General features: G+C 45.5%; 21 protein-coding genes. 8 read left to right on the forward strand and 13 right to left on the reverse strand.

The window, feature by feature from the left end; translation table 11 throughout:
- Positions 1-104: 104 nt before the first annotated feature.
- Entirely contained in the window at positions 105-1,301 is a 1,197-nt protein-coding gene (cgtA, locus tag C7Y69_RS14245) for an Obg family GTPase CgtA (RefSeq protein WP_126873153.1), read from the forward strand.
- Positions 1,302-1,450: 149 nt separating this feature from the next.
- Here cgtA and C7Y69_RS14250 read toward each other — a convergent pair whose 3' ends face one another.
- A complete protein-coding gene (locus tag C7Y69_RS14250) occupies positions 1,451-1,819 on the reverse strand; it encodes a hypothetical protein (RefSeq protein ID WP_013785539.1) in 369 nt (122 codons plus the stop codon).
- A gap of 375 nt (positions 1,820-2,194) precedes the next feature.
- On the opposite strand from C7Y69_RS14250, the gene folA reads away from it, so the two are divergent.
- Entirely contained in the window at positions 2,195-2,683 is a 489-nt protein-coding gene (folA, locus tag C7Y69_RS14255; protein ID WP_013785538.1) for a type 3 dihydrofolate reductase, read from the forward strand.
- Between the two features lie 62 nt (positions 2,684-2,745).
- Here folA and rpoS read toward each other — a convergent pair whose 3' ends face one another.
- The 11 genes from rpoS to C7Y69_RS14310 all read right to left on the reverse strand — a co-directional run bounded on the left by rpoS (position 2,746) and on the right by C7Y69_RS14310 (position 12,840).
- A complete protein-coding gene (rpoS, locus tag C7Y69_RS14260; RefSeq protein ID WP_013785537.1) occupies positions 2,746-3,738 on the reverse strand; it encodes an RNA polymerase sigma factor RpoS in 993 nt (330 codons plus the stop codon).
- A gap of 73 nt (positions 3,739-3,811) precedes the next feature.
- Positions 3,812-4,675, reverse strand: a complete 864-nt coding sequence (locus C7Y69_RS14265; RefSeq protein ID WP_013785536.1) for a peptidoglycan DD-metalloendopeptidase family protein — start codon at positions 4,673-4,675, stop codon at positions 3,812-3,814.
- A 10-nt stretch (positions 4,676-4,685) separates the two neighbouring features.
- A complete protein-coding gene (locus C7Y69_RS14270) occupies positions 4,686-5,264 on the reverse strand; it encodes a YqaA family protein (RefSeq protein ID WP_013785535.1) in 579 nt (192 codons plus the stop codon).
- Positions 5,261-5,896 carry a protein-L-isoaspartate(D-aspartate) O-methyltransferase gene (locus C7Y69_RS14275; RefSeq protein WP_126873154.1) on the reverse strand — a complete coding sequence of 212 codons (636 nt, stop codon included), beginning with the start codon at positions 5,894-5,896 and terminating at the stop codon, positions 5,261-5,263. Before C7Y69_RS14275 ends, C7Y69_RS14270 begins: the two co-directional genes overlap by 4 nt.
- A 42-nt stretch (positions 5,897-5,938) precedes the next feature.
- Positions 5,939-6,682, reverse strand: coding sequence for a 5'/3'-nucleotidase SurE (surE, locus tag C7Y69_RS14280; RefSeq protein ID WP_126873155.1), 744 nt, complete (start codon positions 6,680-6,682; stop codon positions 5,939-5,941).
- Between the two features lie 10 nt (positions 6,683-6,692).
- Entirely contained in the window at positions 6,693-7,763 is a 1,071-nt protein-coding gene (gene truD, locus C7Y69_RS14285; protein WP_013785532.1) for a tRNA pseudouridine(13) synthase TruD, read from the reverse strand.
- Entirely contained in the window at positions 7,760-8,233 is a 474-nt protein-coding gene (gene ispF, locus C7Y69_RS14290) for a 2-C-methyl-D-erythritol 2,4-cyclodiphosphate synthase (RefSeq protein ID WP_126873156.1), read from the reverse strand. Before ispF ends, truD begins: the two co-directional genes overlap by 4 nt.
- Entirely contained in the window at positions 8,224-8,955 is a 732-nt protein-coding gene (gene ispD, locus C7Y69_RS14295; protein WP_126873157.1) for a 2-C-methyl-D-erythritol 4-phosphate cytidylyltransferase, read from the reverse strand. The genes ispF and ispD overlap by 10 nt, the downstream gene beginning before the upstream one ends.
- Before the next feature lie 5 nt (positions 8,956-8,960).
- Positions 8,961-9,251 (reverse strand): cell division protein FtsB, encoded by a 291-nt coding sequence (gene ftsB, locus C7Y69_RS14300; RefSeq protein WP_013785529.1) that lies wholly within the window; start codon positions 9,249-9,251, stop codon positions 8,961-8,963.
- A gap of 107 nt (positions 9,252-9,358) precedes the next feature.
- Positions 9,359-11,077, reverse strand: a complete 1,719-nt coding sequence (locus C7Y69_RS14305; RefSeq protein WP_126873158.1) for a TIGR03545 family protein — start codon at positions 11,075-11,077, stop codon at positions 9,359-9,361.
- Positions 11,078-11,217: 140 nt separating this feature from the next.
- Positions 11,218-12,840: a methyl-accepting chemotaxis protein gene (locus C7Y69_RS14310; RefSeq protein WP_126873159.1), complete on the reverse strand. Its 1,623-nt coding sequence runs from the start codon at positions 12,838-12,840 to the stop codon at positions 11,218-11,220.
- A gap of 421 nt (positions 12,841-13,261) precedes the next feature.
- Between C7Y69_RS14310 and putA the strand changes: the two genes are divergently transcribed.
- The 6 genes from putA to C7Y69_RS14340 all read left to right on the forward strand — a co-directional run bounded on the left by putA (position 13,262) and on the right by C7Y69_RS14340 (position 25,191).
- Complete coding sequence (gene putA, locus C7Y69_RS14315; protein ID WP_126873160.1) at positions 13,262-17,059, forward strand: bifunctional proline dehydrogenase/L-glutamate gamma-semialdehyde dehydrogenase PutA; 3,798 nt, start codon at positions 13,262-13,264, stop codon at positions 17,057-17,059.
- A 227-nt stretch (positions 17,060-17,286) separates the two neighbouring features.
- Positions 17,287-18,633, forward strand: a complete 1,347-nt coding sequence (locus tag C7Y69_RS14320) for a TolC family protein (RefSeq protein ID WP_244360423.1) — start codon at positions 17,287-17,289, stop codon at positions 18,631-18,633.
- A complete protein-coding gene (locus C7Y69_RS14325; protein WP_126873162.1) occupies positions 18,630-20,066 on the forward strand; it encodes an efflux RND transporter periplasmic adaptor subunit in 1,437 nt (478 codons plus the stop codon). The genes C7Y69_RS14320 and C7Y69_RS14325 overlap by 4 nt, the downstream gene beginning before the upstream one ends.
- A complete protein-coding gene (locus C7Y69_RS14330; protein WP_126873163.1) occupies positions 20,059-23,190 on the forward strand; it encodes an efflux RND transporter permease subunit in 3,132 nt (1,043 codons plus the stop codon). Before C7Y69_RS14325 ends, C7Y69_RS14330 begins: the two co-directional genes overlap by 8 nt.
- 14 nt (positions 23,191-23,204) lie before the next feature.
- A complete protein-coding gene (locus C7Y69_RS14335) occupies positions 23,205-23,876 on the forward strand; it encodes a response regulator transcription factor (protein ID WP_126873164.1) in 672 nt (223 codons plus the stop codon).
- 1 nt (position 23,877) lies between these two features.
- Positions 23,878-25,191 carry a sensor histidine kinase gene (locus C7Y69_RS14340; protein WP_126873165.1) on the forward strand — a complete coding sequence of 438 codons (1,314 nt, stop codon included), beginning with the start codon at positions 23,878-23,880 and terminating at the stop codon, positions 25,189-25,191.
- A gap of 117 nt (positions 25,192-25,308) precedes the next feature.
- Here the strand turns inward: C7Y69_RS14340 and C7Y69_RS14345 are convergent, their stop codons facing one another.
- On the reverse strand, positions 25,309-25,911 hold the full coding sequence (locus tag C7Y69_RS14345) for a TIGR04211 family SH3 domain-containing protein (protein WP_126873166.1): 603 nt from the start codon (positions 25,909-25,911) through the stop codon (positions 25,309-25,311).
- Between the last annotated feature and the right edge of the window lie 129 nt (positions 25,912-26,040).

Below are 26,040 nucleotides of genomic sequence, written 5' to 3' on the forward strand. Positions count from 1 at the left end.
ACCCGAGCTTTAGTATCTGGGCAGTACATAACAATTTGGTGTAAACTTAGTAGTTAAATACTGAGTATAAATAACCCCTACGGCAACAATGCCCGGAGTGATAAATGAAATTTGTAGATGAAGCTGAAATTCGTGTTGAAGCCGGTGACGGCGGCAACGGCGTAATTGGCTTTAGAAGGGAAAAATATGTTCCCAAAGGTGGCCCTGATGGTGGCGACGGGGGCGACGGCGGTAGTGTTTTTCTTCTTGCCGATGAAAACCTGAATACATTGATCGACTATCGTTTCGAGCGTTTCCACCGTGCAGAGCGTGGCCAAAATGGTCAAGGCGCTAACTGTATTGGCCGTGGCGGTAAAGATTTAACGGTAAGTGTTCCAGTAGGAACCCGAGCTACCGACAGCGATACCGGTGAAGTACTTGGCGACCTTACTCGTCATGGGCAACAGCTTAAAGTGGCACAAGGTGGGTTTCACGGTTTAGGTAATGCGCGTTTTAAGAGCAGTACTAACCGTGCACCACGTCATAAAACCAACGGTACGCCAGGCGAAATTCGTAATTTAAAACTCGAATTAATGCTATTGGCCGATGTGGGTTTACTAGGTATGCCGAATGCAGGTAAATCTACGTTTATCCGCTCTGTATCTGCAGCTAAGCCTAAAGTGGCCGATTACCCGTTTACTACGCTAGTACCAAACCTAGGTGTAGTTCGTCAAGACGCACAGCGCAGCTTCGTAGTAGCCGACATTCCTGGGCTTATTGAAGGTGCAGCTGACGGCGCAGGTTTAGGTATTCGTTTCCTTAAGCATTTAGAGCGCTGCCGTATACTGCTTCATGTTGTAGACATTATGCCTGTGGATGAAAGCGATCCAGCTGAAAATGCCAAGGCTATTGTTGAAGAGCTCGAAAAGTACAACCCTAAATTAGCAAGTAAACCTCGCTGGTTAGTGTTTAACAAAGTCGATTTGATGCTTGAAGAAGAAGCCAATGAGCGCTGCAAAGAAATTGCCGCACAAATTGGTTGGGAAGGCCCAATATACCAAATATCTGCTTTCCAGAAGATTGGCTTAGAGCCGCTTTGCCGAGAAATCATGGACTTCATCGATACGCTTCCAACCGAAGTTATTGCAGAAGAAGAAACGAAAGATGTTGAGTTCAAGTGGGATACTTACCATCGTAATACGTTAGAAGCACAAGAAGCTGACTTAGGCGACGACTTCGAAGACAATTTAAGTGATGACTTAGACGATGATGAAGATTGGGACGAAGATGACTACGATGTAGAAGTTGAGTACCGTCGTTAACTAAAAAAGCATTCACGCTTATTTCAGTGCTAAACGAACAACATTAAAACCGCTAGTTTGCGAAAACTAGCGGTTTTTTTATTAATAGCATTTGATTTCTTTTTAAAACACACAGTTTACATGCTAAGCCGGTAAGCATTTTTATCAGCTTACTGATGCACAGATTTAAGCAAAAAAGCTGACAACATTGCTGATTCTGTGGCTTGTAATACAGAATTAGCTCTATCTAAAATGGCGTTTCGGTACTCGGGAAGTTTGAGGTTGTAATAGGTTTCTTCAAGTAGCCCAGCTAGGCTCGTCACTTTGCTTTTCATCGCTTCATTTTCGCCGCCATCTACTTCTAAGAGAATAACCGCAATATCAAAAGCGCAACCTAAGTAAGGAATAGCTTCGGTGTATTGTCCGCAGTGCAGTAAAAGTGTGCCTTGCATCTCGTCTCTGGCCATAAAGTGAAGCGCTTGCTTCGGGTTGCTGTAAATCCAATCTTCGTGTTTTGCACACAAGTAAGTTATTTGCATTTGCTTGCCCTCCTAATTACACCCTAGACGATATAAAAGATTATCGCAAATGATAATTGTTTTTATTTGCATGTGGTTCGTAATTAAGATTGACTCGTCTCGCTTTTTTCACCCTAGCAACGCGCAGTAGACAATAAGGCCCAGCAGACCATATGGGGAGAAAGGAGAAAGGAGAAAGGAGAAAGAGGAAGACTATTTGATCTGTATCTAAGTAAGTCAAAAATGAGAAAATAAACAGGACAGAAAAGTGGCTAGGTTTGTTTAAATTCATAGTAACTGGGGCAGGTAAGTCGAAGGGTGTTATCGCCTCGGTTTTAATCAGTTATCATAGGTGCAATTGAAACACTTTTGGTCAGTATTACTATGAAAATTGCGATGATTGCCGCGATGGCTAATAACCGTGTTATCGGAGCTGATAACGACATGCCTTGGCATTTGCCAGCAGATTTGAAACATTTCAAACAAGTAACCATGGGTAAGCCTGTCATTATGGGGCGTAAAACCTATGAGTCTATCGGACGCGCTTTGCCGGGAAGACCGAATATTGTTATCACTACAAACAGCGCTTACAGTTTGCCAGACGCGTCGGTTGTATCATCACCTGAAGCGGCTATCGAATATGCTTCAGCATTAGAGAGTCACCCAGATGAGGTTATGATTATTGGTGGTGGCACCATTTATCAGGCGTTTTTAGATAAGGCTGATACTTTGCACCTAACATTTATTAATTTGGCAGTAGAAGGCGATACACAGTTTCCTGATTATGATGCCCATGGCCATTGGAAAGAGAAAAGCCGTGAGGAGCACACCGCTGATGAGAAGAACCCACATAACTACACTTTTGTGAGTTTAACCAGGGTTTAAGACTACAAACAAAAATGCCGAGGGCAAAATGCGCCTCGGCATGGTGTTAGTACAATGTGCTATTAATTCATTTGGTTAAATAAATTTTCTAGCGATAGGCCTTGGTGGCCTAGAATGTCTCGCAATCGACGTAATGCCTCTACTTGAATTTGACGAACTCGTTCACGAGTAAGACCAATTTCAGCACCCACATCTTCAAGCGTTGAGGGCTCATAACCCATTAATCCAAAGCGTCTTGCCAACACTTCACGTTGCTTAGGGTTGAGTTCTTCCAGCCAGCCAACAATATTTGATTTGATGTCTGAGTCTTGTAAGTTCTCTTCTGGACCGAATTCTTTTTCATCGGCTAGAATATCTAACAACGCTTTATCGTTTTCGCCACCAATTGGGGTATCTACCGACGTAATACGTTCATTAAGTCGCAGCATCTTGGTAACGTCTTCGACAGGTTTGTCTAAGGCAAGTGCAATTTCTTCAGCAGTAGGTTCGTGATCGAGTTTCTGAGATAACTCACGAGCTGCACGTAAATATACATTAAGTTCTTTTACAACATGGATAGGTAACCGAATCGTGCGCGTTTGATTCATAATTGCGCGTTCAATGGTTTGTCTTATCCACCAGGTTGCGTACGTTGAAAAACGAAAACCACGTTCGGGATCGAACTTTTCAACAGCACGTATAAGTCCTAGATTCCCTTCTTCGATTAAATCTAACAGGGCAAGACCGCGGTTGTTGTATCGACGCGCTATTTTCACTACTAGGCGTAAATTGCTAACAATCATGCGCTTGCGTGAGGCTTCACATCCACGTAGAGCCTTTCTGGCGAAAAACACTTCTTCTTCTGCACTAAGCAGAGGCGAGAAGCCGATTTCACCTAGATATAACTGTGTGGCGTCTAGATTTTTTGGTTGGTCGTCTTGGCTTAACACTAATTCTTCTGAATTGGTGTCAGTGTCATCAGATATTATTTTATCTGTTTTCAGATCGGCTGGTATATCAATGACATTTAAGTCATCTTTCGTATTTGATTCTAGGCTTTGATTTATATGACCCACAATGAATCTCCTGCTTCAAGGTTTACCTTACGACGTTTCTCCTTAATTCGTTTCTTATTGTTATTTGTTATTATTATGGTCGTGTAGCTGGCAGATAACGCAGTGGGTCTAAAGACTTTCCACGATACCTAACTTCAAAATGAAGTTTTACCGAATTTGTTCCGCTGTCACCCATGGTGGCGATTTTTTGCCCCGCTGACACCCAGTCTCGTTCTTTAACGATAATGTTGTCGTTGTATGCGTAGGCACTTAAAAAGGTGTCGGTATGTTTGATAATAACCAAATTACCGTAGCCTCTTAAGGCGCTTCCTGAATAAACAACTTTTCCATCTGCTGCCGCGTGTATCGATGTACCTTTTGCCGCAGCGATATCAATTCCTTTGTTGCCCGACTCTGACTTACTGAACGTTTCAACAACCCTACCTTTGGTAGGCCAAACCCACTTCTTTACCTTGTTAGGAAAACTATTGGCTGCCGTTATTTTGACGCTTTCTGACGGCCTGTTGACGCTCGTAACGTTTTGTCGCTTAACAACTTTTTCACCTTCACCATACGCCCGTGGTTTGGGGGGGTCAATCAAACTTTTGTCTACTGTTGTCGTGGTCGGATCTGCTGACTGAGTGGTCTGCGGCTTGGATCTTGTCGAAATCTTTACAATTTTAGGGGGGGGAGTGATGCGTAATTCTTGACCAGGGAAAATACGATAAGGTTCTGATAAACTGTTAAATTTAGCGATATCTCGATAGTCATTTCCGGTATACCAAGCGATGCCAAAAAGGGTGTCTCCTGGCTGTACTTTATAGGTATCTGATGTGAATCCACCAGACTCTTGATCTGCTTGACTATTTAATAGAACAACGGGGGCAGGGCCGGTTCGGCTACTGCAACTTTGTAGTAGCAGTAGCACAGCACCAATCAGAACTAAGCGGTATGACATCGCTCTGCTATTATCGCAAGATAAGGTAAGCGGCAACAGCCAATAGCACCACTGCCCAGCCTAATACTTCCACATATTGGCGTAGCTTTGCTTCCATAGGGGCGCCGCCCCAGCGCATAAGTCCTGCGACCAAGAAAAATCTTGCGCCACGGCCTACCGCAGAGGCAATAAGAAACGGAAAGAACGCCATTTGTAGAAAGCCAGCACTGGTAGTGAAGACTTTATAGGGAATAGGGGAGAACCCCGCTACAAACACCACCCAAACGCCGTAATCGGCAAACCACTGCGTCGCAGTTTCTATTTTGTGGGTATAGCCCCAACTTTCAATGATAGGCGCTAACCATGCATCAAAGGCAAAATACCCCAGCCAATAACCCGCTATCCCCCCAAAAATAGACGCAAGCGTAGTAATAAGCGCGAAGCGCCACGCTTTGTCCGGTTGAGACAACGACATGGGCGCAAGCATGACATCAGGTGGAATTGGGAAAAATACTGACTCAGCAAAACTAAGCCCACCTAAATATTTAACCGCATGGCGGTGTCTAGCCCATCGAAGTGCCATGTCGTACATTGGCTCGAACAATTTCACAATAGCTCTCCTGCTACTAAGGGAACAAAACGCACCGCCTCTATTGTGGTGGTTTTTAGCTCGCCTTCTATCCTGTCGATACACAATAGAGACTGCTGTTCATTTCCTACGGGAATGATCAGGCGGCCTCCTTCTTTTAATTGATCGCATAAATCTTGCGGCAAACTACTGGCCGCAGCCGTCACAATAATGGCATCGTAAGGACCTTTAGATGTCCACCCTTTCCATCCATCACCATGCTTCATGGCAATATTATGTAAATCGAGTTGGTTCATCCGTCTTTTTGCATGAAACTGTAGCGATTTGATTCGTTCTACGCTGAATACAGCCGAAAAAAGCTGTGCAAGAATAGCGGTCTGATAACCAGAGCCGGTACCAATTTCTAACACTTTTTCCGGTTTATTCGGACTATCTAGCAGCAGTTCAGTCATTTTCGCAACAATATAGGGTTGCGAAATGGTTTGCCCCTGCCCGATAGGCAGCGCAGTATTCTGATAGGCTTTATGCTTAAGCGCATCAGGTAAGAATGTTTCCCGGGGTGTACCGGCAATGGCATTGAGCACAGGCTGCGAACGGATCCCTTCATCATAAAGCAGCTGTGCTAGCGCATCCCCTTTTCTGGAGGCTCTCATGGTGGTGCTTATTATCCTTATTATCGGCCGCGCATTATTCGGTTATTTGGCTAACCATTCTTTCATATTGTCTAAGCTTTGGTAGGCAGTCATATCTACACTGAGCGGGGTAACGGAGCAATATCCGTTTGCCACTGCGTGAAAGTCTGTACCTGGGCCAGCATCTTGTTCTGAACCTGCTGGGCCATACCAATAGATGGTTTGACCAAACGGGTCTTTATCTTCAAACATAGGTTCAGCACGATGTCGGCGACCCTGTCTGGTAACTTCTATACCTTTAAGTTCATCATAGGGTATATCAGGAACATTTACGTTCAAAATTTGATTTGCAGGTAAAGGATGAGATTGAAGTTTACGGATAATATCTAGCACTACCCGAGCTGCTGTTTCAAAGTTCTCACCTTTCTTACTGGCAAGCGACACGGCAATGGCAGGCAAGCCCATATATCGCCCTTCCGTCGCCGCGGCTACCGTACCTGAATAAACTACATCATCGCCTAAGTTAGCACCATGATTAATGCCAGATACCACCAGTTCGGGGTCATCTTTTAATATTCGGCTGATACCTAAATGAACACAGTCTGATGGCGTGCCATTGACAGAATAAAAGCCACTGTCCATGCGTTGAATACGAAGGGGTTGATGTAACGAAAGGGCGTTACTTGCGCCGCTACAGTTACGATCGGGGGCGACAACAGTAATATCGTGCTCGCTGGCGATAGTTTCGTGCAAAATAGCTAAGCCTTTTGCAAACACACCATCATCGTTACTCATTAGGATTTTCATGCAATCTCAACTAAATACTGTGAATGGGAGAAACGGTTTCAACACATTCCCTAAGTACGGATGTGGCAAAACAACCGCTAGGTAATGAAAAAGATAGGGTTAATGTATCACCCTTACTTTGCCATTCAAGTTGCGATGGCCATATTTTTATTGCACGACGTTCTTGCTCGAAACCACATTGCCCTAGGAAGTCGATAACTTCAGGATGGCCTATCGCTACTTTCTCCTCCGTAGCGTTTGCTTCTGATGTGGTAACTAAGTCACCCTTACCCCAAAGCGGTGCCGAAGGACATACATCTTTGTCTTCATAACGTTGCTGACTGTCTTGCTGCTTGTCATCGTCAATAAAGAAACTGTTTGAGCCGGTTAATACCAATGCATCACCGGTAACTACTTTATCGAAGGTCTCGTTTTCTAAACGAGTAGAGATGACCTCATTGAATAGCCAGCTACGCAAGGCCGATAATGCCATAGAGCGCTTATTTCTATGACGAATGGTTTCACCGTTTATCATCCGCTCAGCCATGGCAAGGTTGCCACCGCGCTGCACTTCACCTTGCTCGTTCACACGCATGACCCCAAAGCGCTGTTCGCCATAATAATTAGGCACACCATGTTTGGCGATTTCCTGCAGGCGTTCTTCAATGGCTTCAGGGTGTACAACTTGGCGCAGCGTAATGGTGAAGGCATTACCTTTTAATTGACCGGTACGAAGTTTTCTATTGTGGCGAGTTTGCTTAATAACCCGCACACCTTCTAGCTCAAAATCGCTAAAATCGAAATCAGCTTGCCCTGGTGCATGCAAACCAAACCACTGACGGGTAAGAGCATACTTATCTTTGCGGCCAGCATAAGTTACTTGGCGAAGGGGCAATTTGGTATAGCGAGCCAGTTGTTCAGCCACAAAAGCAGTATTGGTATTAATTTTCTCTACAAATATGAATTGATGCTCGCCTTCACCGCAGGGTTCATAACCTAAGTCTTCCACAACCTGAAAGTCATCAGGTTGGAATTTAAATAAGCCAGTTGAAACGGGTTTATTGAAGTAGTAATTCCAGTGTTGAGTATGTAATGGTTTCATATCTTTTCCAGTAACACGACCGCATGTGCAGCAATGCCTTCCTTTCTGCCTGTATATCCTAACTTTTCTGTCGTAGTCGCTTTTACGTTGATTACATCAAGCTCGCAATGACAGTCTTTGGCTATGATCTCTCGCATGGCCTGAATGTGTGGTGCCATTTTTGGGGCTTGCGCCACTATGGTCATATCGGCATTGCCTAAGGTATAGCCTTTTTCATTGACTACGTGAACGACATGCCTGAGTAGTACACGACTATCGGCACCTGAATAGGCGTCATCAGTATCGGGAAAATGTTTGCCTATATCACCTAGGGCTGCAGCGCCAAGTAAAGCGTCGCATAACGCATGTAGTAATACGTCGCCATCAGAATGGGCGACTAGGCCTTGTTCATAGTCAATGCTTACACCACCAATAACAATGGGGCCGTTACCACCAAATTTATGAACGTCGAAACCGTGTCCTATTCGCATTCTACTTGTGCCTTCTGTCGTTGATGTAAGTAAAAATCTGCCAAGGGTAAATCCCCAGGGTGGGTTATTTTAATATTGGCTGGGTCGCTATCAATAAGTGCAACCTTGTACCCGCTGTATTCTATGGCCGATGCTTCATCGGTAATGGATGCACCAGCGGCGAGCCCATCGTATAACGCACTCTTAAGCAGCGCAGTGGGAAACAACTGCGGCGTAAGGGCATGCCATAAATTTTCTCTACTTTCAGTATGAAGAACCGTTGGGAAATTGGCATTAGCAGCCCGGCTATCGGCACCTCGTTTCATGGTATCTCGTACCCGAGACGCTAAAATACCGCCTGCTACCTGTCCATTATCCATCACCGTTAGCAATTGAGTAATGTCATGAGCACTTACGCAAGGACGCGCGGCATCGTGCACTAATGCCCACGTATTTTCTGGCAGGGTGTTTACGGCATTTAGCACAGAGTCAGCCCGTTCATTGCCACCTTCTACGACTTTAACCTTCGGATTATTAGCAATGGCAAGAGAAGGGAAGTAGGTGTCGTGAGGGCTAATGGCAATAACAAGGTAATCGATGGCGTGATGGTTTAGCAGTATTTCAACGGTGTGTTCAAGAATCGTTTTCCCTTGAAGGGTTAAATACTGTTTGGGGCGATCAGCCTGCATTCGGCTGCCAATTCCAGCTGCGGGAATAACCGCAACCACAGAGGAGGATGTCATGTTACTCACTTAGTTTCTGGCGGTAAAATCCGGTAAAAAGTTTCCCCTTGCTTAATCAGACCTAATTCATTGCGAGCGCGCTCTTCAATGGCTTCTAAACCTACTTTAAGGTCGGTGATATCTGCGTTTAGCAAGGCATTTCGCTGTGCAAGGTTTGCGTTTTGCTGCGCTTGAGTTTTTACTTCCTGCTCTCGACTAAGGTAGTCAGGAATACTGTTTTTCCCAAACCACAGTCGATACTGCAACAACCCTAATAGGGTGATGAGTACAATAGGAAGCCATTTATCTTGCCACACAAAATCACCTAAAAACCGGTAAGCGGAGGAAAATTTAAAAAGGGCAGTAAACTGCCCTCTACGTTATGACCTATTATGCCGCGAAGGGCTTAGGAATCAAAGGTGCTTTATTCACCTTGCCCTAATTTCCCTTTGAGTTTGTCGAACAATTTATTCTTTTGTTCTTCAACTACGCTGCTCAATTGGCTTTGAAGTAGTTCTTGTAAGGCGCCGCTGTCGCCCTGTGCCGCACTTAGCATTGAATTAACATCAACCAATTCACTCGATAGAGCATCTTGTTCACTGGCAACCATCGCATTTAGCTTGGCATTAAGTTCATCAAGCTTATCTTGCTGAGACGCGGTGAGTTGAGAGATAGCAGCTTGGGCCAATTTATTGTCTAAATCTGACTTAATATTAAACCCAGGGTTAGCTAAAGTGCCATCAAGTAGCATGGTCATCGATAAACTACTTAACGATTGAAGTGCAGAGGCAATCGCGCTAGTCACGTCGCTAGTTCCTGTAGCTTCCATCACTAACTCTTGCAAGTTAACCTTACCGTTGCCGCTTAGCTGGTTATCAACCACTTCCATTGAGCCTGTGGTTGCCATGAGTGCAGTTTTCATCACGGCGTTAAGGGTTTCATTACCGCTTACTGGAATATTTGACATATTTACCCCAGCTAACTCCCATACTTGGCTCGCATCTACGCCACTTTCATCAATCCAGAATTCACCACTTGAGGTAAATTGCTTAAGCATGTCGCCAGCTGCTTCAATGGTAAAGGTCGTTGGGTCTCCAAACACACTGTGGGTGTTGGTAATGTTCTGCCATGAGCTACTTATCGACTCGTTTTGCCAAAGCACAGACACATTAGCTTGCTTCACCAAAATAGAAGGCATATCGGCAGCAGGTTCTTCGGGTGTATCACCGCCTTGGAGTAGGGGCATCACAATTTGCATGGCCGACATTAGGTACTCTGAGTATTCAGCAGCTTTGTCGCCAAATACAAAGTAAGTCACTTGAGATAGTGCCGCTTCATCGCCCGCAATCACGCCTTTAAGTAATGCATAATCTTCACTAGGCGCTTCTTTTAAGGCCTTTACCGAGTTGCTCAACGCACTCTTAGCATTCGACGCTTTTTCGGTAAAGCTGCTAATAAGCGCACGATCTGCACTCATTTCTTCTTTTAGCTTATCTAACGACGACTTAGCTTGAATGAGGGCTTGTGGATCTTTGTAATTCGTTTCTTTAAGCGCAGCAACCTGGGTTTTGTAATAGTCGATGCGTTCTTTATCAGGCAAGTTTTCATATTCTTGCTTCAAGCCTTCAGAATAGGTGGCGTAGGCTTCTTTTGCCTCGGCAACAGCGGCGGTCGTTTTTAATGGATTACGGGCAAGCAGTTCGTCTACAGAAGGCACTGCTTCTTTGGCTTTTGCTTTAATTTCATCGTAGGACAGTGAGCTTTCAGGCACCCGGTAAACTTCACCTTCGTGCTCACGGACTTGGTCAAATTGCACATCAAGTAAGTTCAGGTTGTTTACCACAACTTGATTGGAAAGCAGCGGCATTAGGGCAACGTCAGCATTTGCTTCGCCAACTAGCACTTGATTGTGAGAAGGCTTTGTTGCGTTGGTTAAGCCAATGCCTTTAAGAGTAACAGTGGTAGGATATAAAGAGTGATCAAATTCGGCAATGTTGACTTCTGCGCCATAAGACTCGCCTAATTTCGATTCTAGTACGGCTTTAATAATGGTATTAGCAAATAGAACATACACTAAGATAAGTAAAACAAAAAAGCCCAATACCCAATACTTGATTGGGATCCCTTTACTATCACTGCTCATATATCACTCCTTGTAAACGACGTTTAGCTGGTTATCTAACGATGTAGATAACCAGTCTAAAGCACCGCTTTAAATACTTCCATACGCAGGAAGTAGTATAAACCTGTGAATACCTTCCTTTTTACGACTAATTTGGTTCACTAAAGTTTAAATTTGCTGGCAATTTCTTTTATCGCCATACAGCTAGCTTTTAGTGCCTGACTGGCACTCGCTAATTTTTCCGCCGTTTTTAGACTGTTATCAGCTGCACCTGATAAGGCATTGATGCGAATATTGGCTTCATTGGCGGCCTCTGCCTGTTGTTCTGTCGCACGAGCTATTTGGCTACTCATACCTGAAATCTCATTCATAAGCCGGTCGGCTTCTTTTAAGCTATCGTTTGCTTTGTTGGCATTGTCCACCGTATTTGCTGAAGCACTCTGACTGACTTGCACGGCGTCTACAGCAGCTTTTGCATTGCTCTGTAGCTTTTCAATCATCGCTTGAATTTCATCGGTACTTTGGCCTGTACGACTGGCTAGCGTACGAACTTCATCGGCCACCACGGCAAACCCTCGGCCTTGTTCCCCAGCGCGAGCGGCCTCAATAGCAGCATTCAGTGCAAGTAAGTTAGTTTGATCGGCAATGCCGCGAATAACGTCTAGTACAGCGCCAATACTGTTAGTTTGTTCGGCAAGCTCGCTCACCACATGGCTCACGCTCTCAATGTTCGACGTCAAAGAACGAATATCACTCACGGTACTTTCTACTACGCTGGTGCCTTGTTCTACATTGGCGCGTGCGCCGCTAGTACTCGTTTCAGCAGTATCTGCATTTTGGCTCACTTGCTGAATTTGGGTGGTCATTTGTTCCATGGCCACGGCAACTTGCATCATATTTTCATTTTGGCTTTGCGCTTGGTCATTGCTATCTTGGCTAACGGTTTCAACCAGAACGGCTTGCTGCGTTAGGGCGGTGATATTTTCACGTATACCTAACAAGGATTGCCGCATTTTATTGGTGTATTCATTGAAGTAGCGAGCAAGGCGCGTTATTTCATCGTGGCCTGATTCTGGAAGTGACCGTGTTAAATCGCCCTCTCCCATGGCAATATCTTTCATTCTTTCAGTGACTTCATGGACAGGTTTAACAATACTGCCGCCAATATAGAAGATAAGCGCTACCACCAATAACACGCTAATAATACAAATAACGATAAGCAAATTGCGTAAGTTGGCGTACTCTGCTTCAAGAGTGGATAAGTAAATACCTGAACCTACAGTCCAACCCCATGGTTTGAACTCTTTAACATACGAAATTTTGTCTACCGGCGTTTCCTCACCTGGTAGTGGCCAAACATAATCAACAAAGCCACTGCCTGAAGACTTAACCAGTTGGGCCATTTCCACAAAAAACGCTTTACCGTTTCCATCTTTAAAGCTTCGTAAATCTTGCCCGTTCAGCGATGGTTTGATGGGGTGCATGACCATGGCAGGGGTAGCATCTTGAATCCAAAAATAGTTGCTCTCATCGTATCTAAGGCGGCTAACTGCGGTCAGCGCCTGTTGTTTAGCGGCGTCTTCATCTACTCCTTCCAAGGATTCAAAGCTTGCAAGCAAGGTATGAACAACTTCTACCAGGTGTTGATTTTCTTTATACGACTTTTCTTTGAGCGCCTTGTAGTGCTGGTTTAATACCGCACCGGTTAGCACCAAAAACAACAGCGCCGTCAGCGCGACAATGATACTGAGCCTTTGAATTAAACTAAAATTGCGTAACCACATCAGCAGGAACCTCCAGTTTTTATATTATCTAGTGTAGACCTTATATTGAAGTTGTTGGCCTTGAATAGATATTTTTAAACATTTATTTAACATGGTGTGGAGTGCCACCCGTGAGTTGAATCCCTGTGAAATGTTATTCACCTGCGTTCTTAGACGCTCTATCACAGTGGCGCAAAAAGTTGACAGCGAGGGCTTGGCGAAAGACGCATTTATGCTAGTATCCGCGCAATTTCGGCGATATCGTGATCTTCATTGAGAAGATCGAAGTTTAAATACCTATTGACGCAAGCGCGGCCCACTTTAGGTGGGGCGCTTCAAGCAAAGCTTAGCTTTACTTGTTAATTCATTTTTTCCATGTAACGTTATGCTAGTTTTACGTTACCGGAACCATTTTCTACAGCTATTCGAATAAAGGGTTGCAATGCTCATTAACGACACACTTCATACTACATCTCCCCTACGCCAGCGCATTCGAGACTACTATCGAATTAGTGAATCTGTGGCTGTAGATCAAATTTTACCCATTGCTGAGGTAAACCCTCGTGCGAGAAGTCGTGCGTGGGAACGCGCCCGTAAAATGGTACTGCAAATTCGTCGAAACCAAGAAGGCCATGGTGGCGTAGATGCGTTGTTAAATGAGTATTCACTATCCACCTCAGAAGGTGTGGTATTGATGTGTTTGGCTGAAGCCTTGTTGCGTGTGCCTGATGGCGATACGCAAGATGAACTCATCCGCGACAAATTATCTAAAGGGCAGTGGACACCACACCTTGGCAATTCAGATTCTTTGTTCGTGAACGCTTCAGCATGGGGCTTATTGTTTACTGGCAACATGGTCAATTATGCTGACAAGCGCAAGAAAGAACAGTTTGGACTGTTGAAGAAAACCTTGGGTCGCTTAGGTGAGCCGGTTATCCGCCGCGCAATGAATATTGCCATGCGGGTAATGGGTCGTCAGTTTGTGATGGGCGAAACCATCAAAGATGCGGTAGAGCGTGCTAAGGAAAAAGAAACCAAAGGCTATGTATATTCCTACGACATGCTGGGCGAAGGCGCTCGCACTATGGAAGATGCAGACCGTTATTATGATTCTTACGTTAAAGCTATTGAAGTGATTGGTAAAGCGGCTAACGGCCGTGGACCTAAGCGCTCACCAGGTATTTCAGTTAAGTTGTCGGCAATACATCCACGCTTTGAGTTCTTACACAGAGAGCGCGCAATGCGTGATATTCCGCCGCGCTTAAAAGCCTTGTGTATGTTGGCTAAAGAGTACGATATTGGCTTAACGGTTGACGCTGAAGAAGCTGACCGTTTAGAGCTTTCCCTCGATATCATTGAAGCGGTATTCCGTGATGAAGATTTAAACGGATGGACTGGCTTTGGTTTAGCGGTTCAAGCCTATCAAAAACGTGCTATTCATGTAATTGAACATTTACGCGCGCTTTCGTTAGAAGTCGGCCGTTCGTTAATGGTGCGATTGGTAAAAGGCGCTTACTGGGATACGGAAATTAAGCTTACCCAACAAGCGGGCTTAGAAGAGTTTCCTGTGTTTACCCGTAAGTCATCTACCGATGTGTCTTACCATGCTTGTGCAAACCGATTATTAGAATACCGCGATACTTTGTACCCGCAATTTGCTACTCACAATGCCTACTCTGCATCAGTGATTATTGAACTGGCTGGCGACGATAAAGAAGGGTTTGAGTTCCAGTGCTTACACGGCATGGGCGATACCCTTTACGATACGGTAGTAACCGAAGAAAAAATTCAGTGCCGTGTTTATGCGCCTGTGGGTGAACATGAAGACTTATTAGCTTATCTAGTGCGTCGCTTATTAGAAAATGGCGCAAACTCGTCGTTCGTAAACGCCATTGTTGATGATGAAAAGCCGGTTGAATCATTACTTGAAGATCCGGTGGAAAAAACCCAGCGCCTTAAAGTGCGTTTCAACAAACTAATTAAAACACCACGTGGTTTATACGCACCTGAACGTGATAACTCTCGCGGACTAGATTTAACCGACGTGAACGCGGTTACCGCGCTTCAACACGAACTAGAGCGTTGGCAAGAGTTTTACAGTGTAACCGATGGTGTTCCTGAGGGCGCAACAGCGGTAAGAAACCCAATGAACCACGACGATGTGGTGGGTTACCATTATTACGCACAACCTGATGATATGCGAAAAGCGTTAGACGACGCAGATGCAGGCTTCGACGCTTGGTCTAAGCGTGACACTTCAGAACGTGCTGAAATTCTTAATCGCTCCGCTGATGCCCTAGAGCGCCACATGGCAGAACTTATTGCTATTTGTATGCGTGAAGCAGGTAAAGTCGCGCAAGACAGCATTGATGAAGTACGTGAAGCGGTGGATTTTTGTCGTTACTACGCGGCCCGTGCCCAAGAATTGGCTGAAGACAAGCGCTTGCTTCCTCGTGGTGTGGTGCTGTGTATTAGCCCGTGGAACTTCCCTCTGGCAATATTTTTAGGTCAGGTATCCGCAGCATTAGTTACCGGTAATACGGTTATTGCCAAACCAGCTGAACAAACCAGTATGGTGGCGAAACGCGCTGTGGATATTATGCAATCGGTAGGCCTGCCTGAAGACGCGTTAAAACTCATTATTGCCCCAGGTAAAGAAGTAGGTGAAACCCTGCTTTCTGATGAACGCATTAAAGCGGTGATGTTTACCGGTTCTACCCAAACGGGCACGCTAATCTCACAAGAACTTGCTAATCGTGGTGGTGAGCAAGTACCGCTCATTGCTGAAACTGGCGGGCAAAACTGCATGATTGTGGATTCAACCGCGCTACCAGAGCAGGTAGTTGATGATGTTATTCATTCTGGTTTCCAAAGTGCGGGACAACGCTGTTCAGCCCTTCGCGTATTATTCGTGCAAGAAGAAATTGCTGATGATCTTATCAGTATGTTAATCGGTGCCATGAAAGAGTTAACCATTGGCGATCCGACCATGCTGGCCACTGACGTTGGCCCAGTTATCGACGAAAAAGCACTTAAGAGCCTAACCGACCATGTAGACTTTATGGAAGGAAAAGGAAAACTGCTTTATCGAAACGATCTGCCTGAAGGCACTGAAAACGGTACTTTCTTCCCACCTACGCTTTATCAGATTGATAACTTGGATGTGCTGGAAAAAGAAGTATTTGGCCCAGTGGTGCATCTAGTGCGCTTTAAATCGAAAGAGCTAGACAATGTTTTAGAGCAAATTAATGGTACGGGTTACGGCCTAACCATGGGTATTCACTCGCGCATTGAAGAGCGTGCATACGAGCTTGCTGCTAAGAGCCGTGCAGGTAATGTCTATATTAACCGCAACATGATTGGCGCTATTGTTGGCGTACAACCCTTCGGTGGACGTGGGTTATCAGGTACGGGTCCAAAAGCGGGTGGGCCTAACTACTTGCCACGTTTAATGATGGAACGTGCTACACCGAAACCAACATTGATTGATGATGTTGATGGTACAGATAACGCGCTAGTCGGTGACGATAAAATTGCCGAACGTGCCCATGTTGTGATGGATCAAGCTAAGGAAGTTGAAGCCCAGTGGCGACATATGGCCTTAAATGATCGTATCTCTATGGTACGTCAGTTACTGGCCAAAATTGCCAAGGTCGACATTGTTGACGACCTAGCCGATGATTTAAACCGCACGTTGGCCACTGCCCGCCAGCAGTTAACCAGTGTTGAGCGTAAGTTAGCGAAACCTACCGAGCTTCCTGGTCCTACAGGCGAATCTAACAAACTTTACCTTGAACCCAGAGGCACCCTGGTATGTTTCGCCGATAAAGACGTATCGTTTGAGTACTGGATGCTGTCTATCGTTACCGCACTTGCTACAGGTAACACGGTGGTATCGGTGGTATCTGAAATCTTCTACGAAGAAGCTATTGAGATTCAAAATAAGTTTGAATCTACGGGTGCGCCGAAAGGGGTATTCCAAGTAGCGCGTTTAGGTCACTTCGATGCCTTATTGATGGATGAAGACTTAGCGGGCGTAGTTGTGGATTCAAGCACTGAACGTACGGCGCGTATTACCGCAATGCTGTCATCGCGTGAAGGGGCTATTTTGCCAGTGATCACCGCTGAATATAACGATAAGTTGATTCAGCGTTTAATGACTGAAAAAACCATTAGTATCGATACTACGGCATCCGGTGGTAATACATCTCTCATGACGTTAGTGGAAGACGATGAGTAATAGCACAAGGTAATTTTCCTTGTAGTAATCGGTAACCATGTAAAGCCAGTCCTTGTGACTGGCTTTTTTTATTTCATAGTGCATTAGTGACTCGCTTATTTGAGCGCGATAAAAAACTTCAAACAAAATTTTGGTCGTTAACCCCGCCTTAACCCCCGCTGTGACACCCTGTATGCATGGTAGGCAATAATCGAATTACAATGATCGGGTTAGGTAAAATTTCATTTATGCCATTTGTGGCACTTGTACTGACGGGGTTAACCGCGTGTGCCAGTCATGACGAGGCTTCGCTTAGCGAGTCGGCATCTGCAATGACAGGAGAAAGTGTTACGTGGCAAGTGCAATCAGAAGATGCTGTTGCGGCCACTGCATTAACCGACTTAGTGTCGGTAGAAGGGCTGCAAGCCTATATTGATGAAGCGCTTGAAAACAATGCAAGCTTGCAGCAAACGCTTATTACGTTGAGGAAAGCGCAGGTGGCGATTAAGTCGGCTGATGCGGCAGATAACCTTAATGTAGATGCCAGCTTTTCAGGCGCTAAAACGGAAAATAGTGATGCAAATTACACTAGCGGCTTAACCGTTAGCTGGGAAGTGGATCTATGGCAAAAAATTAGCGACAGTGTAACTGCCGCTAGTTTTGATGCTGCTAGCGCCCGCTCAGCGTATCAATCTTCTCGCGATGCACTTGTTGCCAGTGTTATCCGTAATTACTTAGACATTATCACGCAGAAACAATTGCTTGCTATTGAGCAGGAACGGTTGGGCGTTTACGAAAATAGTGAAAGTATTATCCTTAAGCGCTACCGTACTGGGCTTGGATCTCTTGATGATTTAGACAACGCGAAAACCAGTAGCGCAAATACCCGAGCCTCTATCGCATTGTATGAAAATACGATTAGTGCTGCCAAGCGAACGCTAGCGGTGTTGCTAGGTCGCCAAGACCAATCTTTATCTGACTTTCCCGCAGTAACGAAATTTCCAGAAGTGCTTGAACCAATGCTTGCCTTGCCAGAGCAAGACCTAGCTAGACGCCCCGATTTACAAGCGGCTTACTATGCTATTAAAGCCGATGAAGCCAATGTGAAAGTCGCATACAAAGCACTCCTACCTAGTATCAATCTGTCGGCGGGACTAACTGACAACGGTGTCACACCTTCTCAATCGCTGTTTTCTAACCCTCTGTGGAATCTTCTTGGGCAGGTAACCGCCCCCTTGTTTCAAGGCGGCGCTCTTCGCGCGCAAATCGATGATGCCAAGTTAAATACGTTAAACAGTTGGTGGCAATATCGGGAAACATTACTTAACGCAGTACAAGAAGTGCAAAACGCGTTAGATAACGAAAAAGCGTTTACTCAGCGTCAGTATTACACCGACATTGCTTACCGTAATGCATTAAATAGCGCCGAAACTTTTTCGGGGCAATACCGTCAAGGCTTGGTAGACATTTTAGATTTACTGTCAGTTTACGACACCACCTTTAATTTGCAGGCGCAGCGCGTCGAGCTTCAATATTCTCAGTTAAGTAATCGTATCGACTTGGGCCTTGCGCTAGGCCTTGGAGTGTCACAATGAACAAGAAAAAAATTATCGTAACCCTTGGTGCCGCAATGACTATTGTTATTGCCATTCTTTATACCATGAGCCAATTAGGTGGCTCAGGAGGTCCGGGTATGGGCCCTGGCCCCAAAGGAGGAAAAGAAGGCCGGGCAGGTAAAGGAAATCAAGAGATTAGTGCGCCTAGAAATGCGAATGCTGAAAAAGCGATTACTCAAGTAGAAGCACAACGTGGTGTAGAACAAACCGTGCTTGCGCCGACAGATGAACAAGGTGAAGGCCGTCAGCCTGGTGAGCGCCCGCATCGCGATATGTCTAGTCAAAAGTCAGGTCAAAAGCCTGATCAAAGCCAAAATCAAAACGGGGCGAAAAGTGCAGCCAATAATCAAACGGCTGGCAGTAGCTCAGCAGATGTTGCCGAAGTGGGCGTGGTAGAGGTTTACCCAACTACCTACAATGCAAAAGTAAAAGGGTACGGGCAAGCCAGTGCTACTCACATGCTTACGTTATCAGCGCAAGTGAGTGGGCAAATTACTGAATTGTCGCCACGCTTTGAAACCGGCGCTTTGTTAAATAAAGGTGAGGTGATGGCGTATGTAGATAATACTGATTATCGCCAAGCACTAGCCGCTGCCGAAGCAACTTATGAAACTGCTTTCGTCGCTCTTGAAGAAGAACGCCTTCAAGGGTTGCAAGCACAAGACGAATGGACACGCTCAGGGTTGACCGGTGAGCCAGAGTCGGCCTTAGTGCTTCGCGCACCTCAACTTAAATCAGCGCAAGCAGCATTGCGAGAAGCCGAGCAGAATGTCGCGGCGGCAAAGCGCGATTTAGCTTTTGCTAACATCAGCGCCCCATTTAATGCCTTAGTGGTTAGCCGCAGCATTCAGCCTGGAAGTTATGTACAAGTGGGCACCGAAGTGGCCGGTTTGTATTCCGCTGATGTGGCAGAAATTTCTATCCCACTCTCGCCTAGCCAATGGGCACAGTTGCCCCAAGCACAGGTAGGTGAAAAGCCAGATTGGAAAGTACAACTAACCGATACCACTGGCGAACATCAGTGGCTGGCAAGTATTGAGCGTATAGAGTTACACCAAGACGAAGATACCCGTCAGCGCAGAGCTGTTGCCGTTGTGGAAAGGCCATTATCGTTAGCGAGCCCTTTGTATTTCGGTACGTTTCTAGTGGCTGAAATTGAAGGCCGTGACCTTGATAATGTATGGAAAGTGCCGTCCTCGGCCATATCGCAAAAACAAGAAGTATGGTTTGTCGCGCCCGACACTAACTTGCTCAACAAGTTTACCCCTACCGTGCTTTTTGAGTACGAAGGTTTTGCTTATATCACGCCTATGGCGGGTGCTAACCAAGCGCTTATTGTAGCGCGCCCGCTTAATAACTATCTTGTAAACACTCTGGTGAAGCCTGTAGTTGAGGGCAATGGCAATGAATAGTCACAAGGGCATTATTGCGTGGTTTGCGCAAAATTCGGTGGCCTCCAACCTTCTAATGGTTGGTCTTATCGTGCTAGGCATGGTGTCCTACGGCGATATTAGAAAGGAAGCCTTTCCTAGTATGGAGCCTAGGTTTGTTACTATATCTATGACCTATGAAAGTGGTGATGCCGAACAAGCCGAAGAAGGCATCGCGATTAAAATAGAAAACGCATTAGAAGCCGTACCGGGTATTAAACGCATTACGTCTACTTCCAACTCCAACGGCGCCAGCGTTCAGGTAGAAAAAGAAACCGACTACGATTTAGACACACTGTTTAACGACATTAAAACCGAAGTTGATAGTATTTCAAACTTACCTTCTGATGCTGAAAACGCCATTATCGACAAAGCTACCCGCGATGAACATGTTATCTGGGTGCAGCTTTACGGCGATGCCAGTCATGCTGAATTGCAGTATTTAGGTGAGCAGTTAGAGCGTGACTTATTGGCACAAGATGATATTCGCGATGTGAACGCGGGCAGCTTTATCGACCCTATGATGTCGATAGAAATTGATGAGGCTAAGCTACAAGCCTACGGATTAACGTTGTCAGATGTAGCCTCGCGTATAAACGAAGAGTCTTCTACGGCACTCACCACAAGCTTGCGAAACCAAGAAAAAGTGATTCGCTTAAAAGCGTCTGAACAAGCTTACTACGCGGGCGATTTTGCCAAAATTCCCCTCGTGACAAGCGCCGATGGTACGGTGTTGATGGTAGGTGATGTTGCAGAAATTAACGACACGTTTGCAGACGATAGCTACTCATTAGCACGATATAACGGCCAAAATGGGTATGGTCTGCAAGTACTTATGGATAAATACGGCGATGTAACCGACATGGTGGCGCAAGCCCATGCGGTGGTAGATAGCTGGCACGAGCGCGGCTTATTGCCCGAAGGCGTGCAGCTAGAAACTTGGTATGACAGAAGTACGCTTATTACCGAGCGTTTAGACTTACTTACCAGTAATGCTTTAATGGGGATTGTGCTGGTATTTATTACCCTCGCGGTTTTTCTAAACTTACGGGTCGCCTTTTGGGTTGCTGCTGGTTTACCGTTTATTTTCTTCGGCACTTTATATTTCATGACCGATTCTTATACCGGCATGACACTTAACGAAATGACCACGTTCGGCTTTATTATGGCGCTGGGTATTGTGGTGGACGATGCAGTAGTGGTGGGCGAAAGTGTTTATTCCACTAGGCGACGTTACGGCGATACTTTAGCAAATACCATAGAAGGTACCCGAAAAGTCGCCGTCCCTACTATTTTTGGTGTGCTTACTACGGTGGCCACTTTCTTTGCCTTGTCGAACGTATCTGGCGGCCTTGGCACCTTGTATTCTCAGTTCGGTACCATTGTTACCCTTTGCCTTTTATTGTCGGTAGTGGAATCTAAATTAATACTGCCTTCTCATTTGGCGCATCTACCCACCAAGAAAACTACGAAAAAAGGCATTGCTGGTTTGTGGGGTAAAGTGCAAGACGGTGCCGACAATGGGCTAAATTGGTTTAACGAAAAGCTCTATCAACCAGCATTAAGTGCCACGATTGCTTATCGCTATGCGGCGGTGCTGTTGTTCATTACCTTGTTTATTGTAGTTATGAGTTTGCCGTTGACCGGCGTAGTACGGGTAGGGTTTTTCCCAAGTATGCAAGGCGATACCGTGTCGGCCAATATGTCGCTTTACAGTGATGCCAGCTTTGGTCAAACCGAACGTAACTTATTACGCTTAGAAAACGCTGCACTTGAAGCCGACAAGCAGCTGGTAGAAGAAAAGGGTGTGAGTGCGAGTGGCATGAAGAGCCTGCAAGTGACAGCTAGTGGCGATCAAAGTGGCACAATTACCATTTCGCTGTCTGAAGATAAGCCTTATACCTTGGATGAACTAGCCGCACGCTGGACAGCACTAAGTGGCAACTTAGAGGCGGTGAAAAAGCTTAAGATTCAAGCGCGACGTGAAATGGTTGATGCCTTCAGAGTAGAGCTAAAAAGTATAGACGACGCCACCTTAACAGCGGCTAACACCGCCTTTCAAGACGCATTGGAAAACATAGATGGCGTATTTGGTGTGGAAAGTTCTTTAACGCCCGGTGAAGCCATGATGCGCTTTGAGTTAACGCCTGAAGGTCGTGCTATGGGCATGGACACCCAAAGCTTATCGCAACAGCTGTTAAAAGCGTTTGGGGGCGAAATAGTGCAGCGTTACTTGCGCAATAAAAACGAAGTGAAAGTGCGCGTACGTTACCCTGAAGAAGACAGAATGGACCCGTCTGATGTGATGAATACGCGAGTACGTTTAGATAACGGTACGGTAGTGCCATTAAGTGTTATCGCCACTATGACACCTGATGTTCAGCAAAAGCAGGTGGTGCGTATTGACGGGCTTCGTGCGCTTACTGTTAGCGCCTCAGTAGACAGTGACGTAATAACCGCCACTGAACTGGTGAACTACTTAAACGAAAGTTTCGTGCCTACTATATCTCGTCAGTATCAAGACTTGTCACTGCATTTTGCGGGGGAAGCCGAGCAGCAAGAAGAAACCCAAAGCTCAATGGAGAGCGTATTTATATTAGCGTTAATTTCTATTTACGCCTTGCTCGCCATTCCGCTTAAATCTTACGTTCAGCCGCTTATTATTATGACCGCTATTCCGTTTGGCATTGTAGGTGCGGTATTAGGACATTGGAGCAACGGGCTAATGCTTAGCATACTCTCTCTTAACGGAATATTGGCGTTGAGCGGGGTAGTAGTTAACGACAGCCTGTTGTTGGTGTCTCGCTATAACGCATTGAAAGAAGCGGGTATGCGTGTGCAAGAGGCGGTTATTGAAGCCTGTTCAAGTCGTCTTCGTGCCGTATTGCTTACTTCCATTACTACCTTTTTAGGTTTGTACCCCATATTGGGTGAAACCTCCATGCAGGCACAATTCTTAATACCTGCCGCTGCGTCCTTGGGGTATGGTATTTTGTTTGCCACGGCTATTACATTAGTATTAATTCCTGCATTGCTGTTAATTTACGAAGATGTAGCGCAGCTAGGTAAAAAAACCAAAGACGCTGCTGTACAAGTGGCAGGGTAGAAAAGGTGGACGGAATGATTCGGGTGTTGTTAGTGGAAGATGATATTGGCTTGGCTGGTAACGTTCTTGACTACTTGGAACTAGAGGATATGCAATGCGACCATGCCAGCAATGGCGTGGCGGCATTGCAGTTTATTAATCAGCATCAATACGATGTGCTAGTGCTTGATATCAACTTGCCTCGACTCGACGGTTTCAGCGTTTGTGAGCGTTTGCGAAACGACGGCAACGATACCCCTGTTATTATGCTCACCGCGCGAGATCAGCTTGAAGACAAACTCACGGGGTTTCAAAAAGGGGCCGACGATTATTTGATTAAACCCTTTGCGATGGCTGAATTAGTGGCGCGGATAACCGCATTATCGGGGCGCCGTTCTGGGCAGGTAAATCAAATCGCTATGGGTAATGTGACACTCAACATGAATACGCAAGAAGCCCATACAAGTGGCAACCTTATTAAACTTAGCCCCATTACCTATGCACTGCTTAAAAAACTGTTGTTAGCTAAAGGGGAAGTGGTTAGCCGAGAACGGCTTATTGAAGCAGCTTGGAAAGATGGAGCACCCGAAAGCAATGTGCTCAAAGTGCACATGCATCATTTACGAAAAAGTCTAGAACAGGTGAATGCCTCACTTTCGGTGCTAAGTAAACCAAACAGTGGTTTTTACCTCGCCGAGGACGTTTGATATGGTTAAAGGCTTACACCTGAGTTTACGTCGCTATGTGTTGTGGACCTTGCTTGCCGTAGGAAGTGTGCTGATCACGTTGTTTTCAATGTTTTCAGCTGAGCGCTTTTTTCAAGGTATGGACGGCATGTTGCGCGGCACTATGGTAAGCGTGGCAAGCAATACCGAGTTAACAGGTGAGTTACCTCAACGTGTTTTGAACTTCTACATCAGTGCCGAATTTGACCAACAACCAGAAGAAATCCTCGCGTCATTTAGGCAAGACGAGCTTATTCCTTTTGTTTTAGCTAAAGATTTAAAGCGTGATTGGTTTTTCACGCGCCCGTACGCAGCACGATTTTTAGTGATGGTACCGCTTGAAAGCGGCGAGGTAAGGTACATTTCTCAGGTGTTTGGTGAGCCAAAAGGGCGTGGCCGTCGGCCGGTGTGGTTAAGCCATGAGTTGGTGAGTATCATTATTGGAATAAGTGCACTGGTTGTGTTTGCAATTGTATTGTTGCTTATCATGCGAAGCGTGACTAAGCCCGTAGAAATGCTTCAGGATTGGGCGGCGGCGCTAGATGAAAAGCAACTTGATGCGCCTATCCCAAGGTTTCGTTACAAAGAGCTCAATGCGCTTGCGTCACTGATACACAACAGCCTGCAAAGCGTGAAACAAACCCTTGAGCGAGAGCGTACTTTTGTTAATCACGCGAGTCATGAGTTACGTACTCCCATTGCTGTTATTCGAAGCAGTACGGAATTGCTACAGCGTGTTTTGGAAAAAGAGCAGTTAGAAAATCAAGCGCATACAATAGGCAGTAAAGGGGAAAATGCCTTAATGCGGATTGATAATGCCTCTAAAACAATGACCGATTTAACTGAAACCTTATTGTGGTTAGCGCGCGAAGACAGTCAACCTTTGCCTTATCATCCCGTGGATATTGCCACCACGGTTGAGCAGCTTTGTGATGACTTAGCATACTTACTAAAAGGAAAAACCGTAACCGTCGATGTGAATGTGCCAAGTACAACAATGTACCTGCCAGATACTGCTAGTAGAATAATTATTGGTAATGTTATCCGAAATGCCTTCCAACATACCGACAGCGGCGTAGTGTCTATTACATTATGTGACACTACCTTAACCATCGAGAACCAGAATGACGCAGAGGCTTCTCCACTATCAAACGTTGAAGATACTGGTTACGGGTTGGGACTTAAGCTAATTACTAAATTAACAGAACGGTTGGGATGGCAGTGCCAAGCAGGTGTGGTCGTAAATGGTTATCACGTCACGCTAACTCTCAATGAACCTGAAAATACCGATGTGTAGTTGTGAGTGTAATTGTGAATGTCACTTAACAGGCTGGATTTAAAATAAGCGGCTAACATGCCGCTTATTTTGTTTAACCTCGACAATTTTGCCTTGTCGATAGAGCAGTACAGGTAATTACATCCATTCTTTACTGCGATTACGCTTTTTCGGCATATAAGTCAGAAGTACGCCTAATAAAATACCTGCGCCGGCAACAATACCGCCACGGGTGAACCAGGTGACCAGTTCATCTTTATCAGCGCTTTCTACTTGAGCACTTAAGCGTTTAATATCGTTGCTTTGTTGTTCAGTATCCGTTGTGAGTTGCGTAATTTGCTGGCGCGCATCATTAAGCTGCTGGCGCAGGTTTGCATTCTCACGTTGGGTAGTTTGTAAGCTGGTTTGGCTTTGTGCTAACTGCTCACTTAGCATAGGTAGTTTTTCAGCTTGTGACATCTCTGTAGTCACATACTTTGATTCAATCCACCCCTTACGACCTTCATCATCGGTCACTTGTGTGAACTCTGCATCAGCATCACGGTCTAGCACAGTAATCGGTGTGCCTGCCTCTACAGACCCTAGAATACGGTAGTTTCGGCCTGGGCCCGTGTGTAAAAAGATAAATAAATCATCGCGAATATAGTGCGACGACGACGCTTCTAGCGTATCGCTCTCTTGAAGAGCCAGCGCTTGGCAAGAGCATGCAAAAAGGGCAACTGCTAACCACTTTCGAATCATAGGTAGTCCAAATACTCGTCTAAAACATGGAGATGGTATTGGTTGACCGCGATAAAGGCAAGTTTGTTCCACTTTTGTCTACTGGTTAATTTCATCGCAACCAGTTAACAGTGTCATTGCGAATTAGTT

This window comes from Alteromonas sp. KS69, assembly GCF_003989595.1.
Lineage (GTDB): Bacteria > Pseudomonadota > Gammaproteobacteria > Enterobacterales > Alteromonadaceae > Alteromonas > Alteromonas naphthalenivorans.

Excerpts from the sequence above, each read along its gene's own strand:
- cgtA (WP_126873153.1), top strand. The coding sequence starts at position 105 with ATGAAATTTGTAGATGAAGCTGAAATTCGTGTTGAAGCCGGTGACGGC.
- C7Y69_RS14250 (WP_013785539.1), bottom strand. The coding sequence starts at position 1,819 with ATGCAAATAACTTACTTGTGTGCAAAACACGAAGATTGGATTTACAGC.
- folA (WP_013785538.1), top strand. The coding sequence starts at position 2,195 with ATGATTGCCGCGATGGCTAATAACCGTGTTATCGGAGCTGATAACGAC.
- C7Y69_RS14265 (WP_013785536.1), bottom strand. The coding sequence starts at position 4,675 with ATGTCATACCGCTTAGTTCTGATTGGTGCTGTGCTACTGCTACTACAA.
- C7Y69_RS14275 (WP_126873154.1), bottom strand. The coding sequence starts at position 5,896 with ATGAGAGCCTCCAGAAAAGGGGATGCGCTAGCACAGCTGCTTTATGAT.
- surE (WP_126873155.1), bottom strand. The coding sequence starts at position 6,682 with ATGAAAATCCTAATGAGTAACGATGATGGTGTGTTTGCAAAAGGCTTA.
- truD (WP_013785532.1), bottom strand. The coding sequence starts at position 7,763 with ATGAAACCATTACATACTCAACACTGGAATTACTACTTCAATAAACCC.
- ispF (WP_126873156.1), bottom strand. The coding sequence starts at position 8,233 with ATGCGAATAGGACACGGTTTCGACGTTCATAAATTTGGTGGTAACGGC.
- ispD (WP_126873157.1), bottom strand. The coding sequence starts at position 8,955 with ATGACATCCTCCTCTGTGGTTGCGGTTATTCCCGCAGCTGGAATTGGC.
- C7Y69_RS14305 (WP_126873158.1), bottom strand. The coding sequence starts at position 11,077 with ATGAGCAGTGATAGTAAAGGGATCCCAATCAAGTATTGGGTATTGGGC.
- C7Y69_RS14310 (WP_126873159.1), bottom strand. The coding sequence starts at position 12,840 with ATGTGGTTACGCAATTTTAGTTTAATTCAAAGGCTCAGTATCATTGTC.
- putA (WP_126873160.1), top strand. The coding sequence starts at position 13,262 with ATGCTCATTAACGACACACTTCATACTACATCTCCCCTACGCCAGCGC.
- C7Y69_RS14320 (WP_244360423.1), top strand. The coding sequence starts at position 17,287 with ATGCCATTTGTGGCACTTGTACTGACGGGGTTAACCGCGTGTGCCAGT.
- C7Y69_RS14325 (WP_126873162.1), top strand. The coding sequence starts at position 18,630 with ATGAACAAGAAAAAAATTATCGTAACCCTTGGTGCCGCAATGACTATT.
- C7Y69_RS14330 (WP_126873163.1), top strand. The coding sequence starts at position 20,059 with ATGAATAGTCACAAGGGCATTATTGCGTGGTTTGCGCAAAATTCGGTG.
- C7Y69_RS14335 (WP_126873164.1), top strand. The coding sequence starts at position 23,205 with ATGATTCGGGTGTTGTTAGTGGAAGATGATATTGGCTTGGCTGGTAAC.
- C7Y69_RS14340 (WP_126873165.1), top strand. The coding sequence starts at position 23,878 with ATGGTTAAAGGCTTACACCTGAGTTTACGTCGCTATGTGTTGTGGACC.
- C7Y69_RS14345 (WP_126873166.1), bottom strand. The coding sequence starts at position 25,911 with ATGATTCGAAAGTGGTTAGCAGTTGCCCTTTTTGCATGCTCTTGCCAA.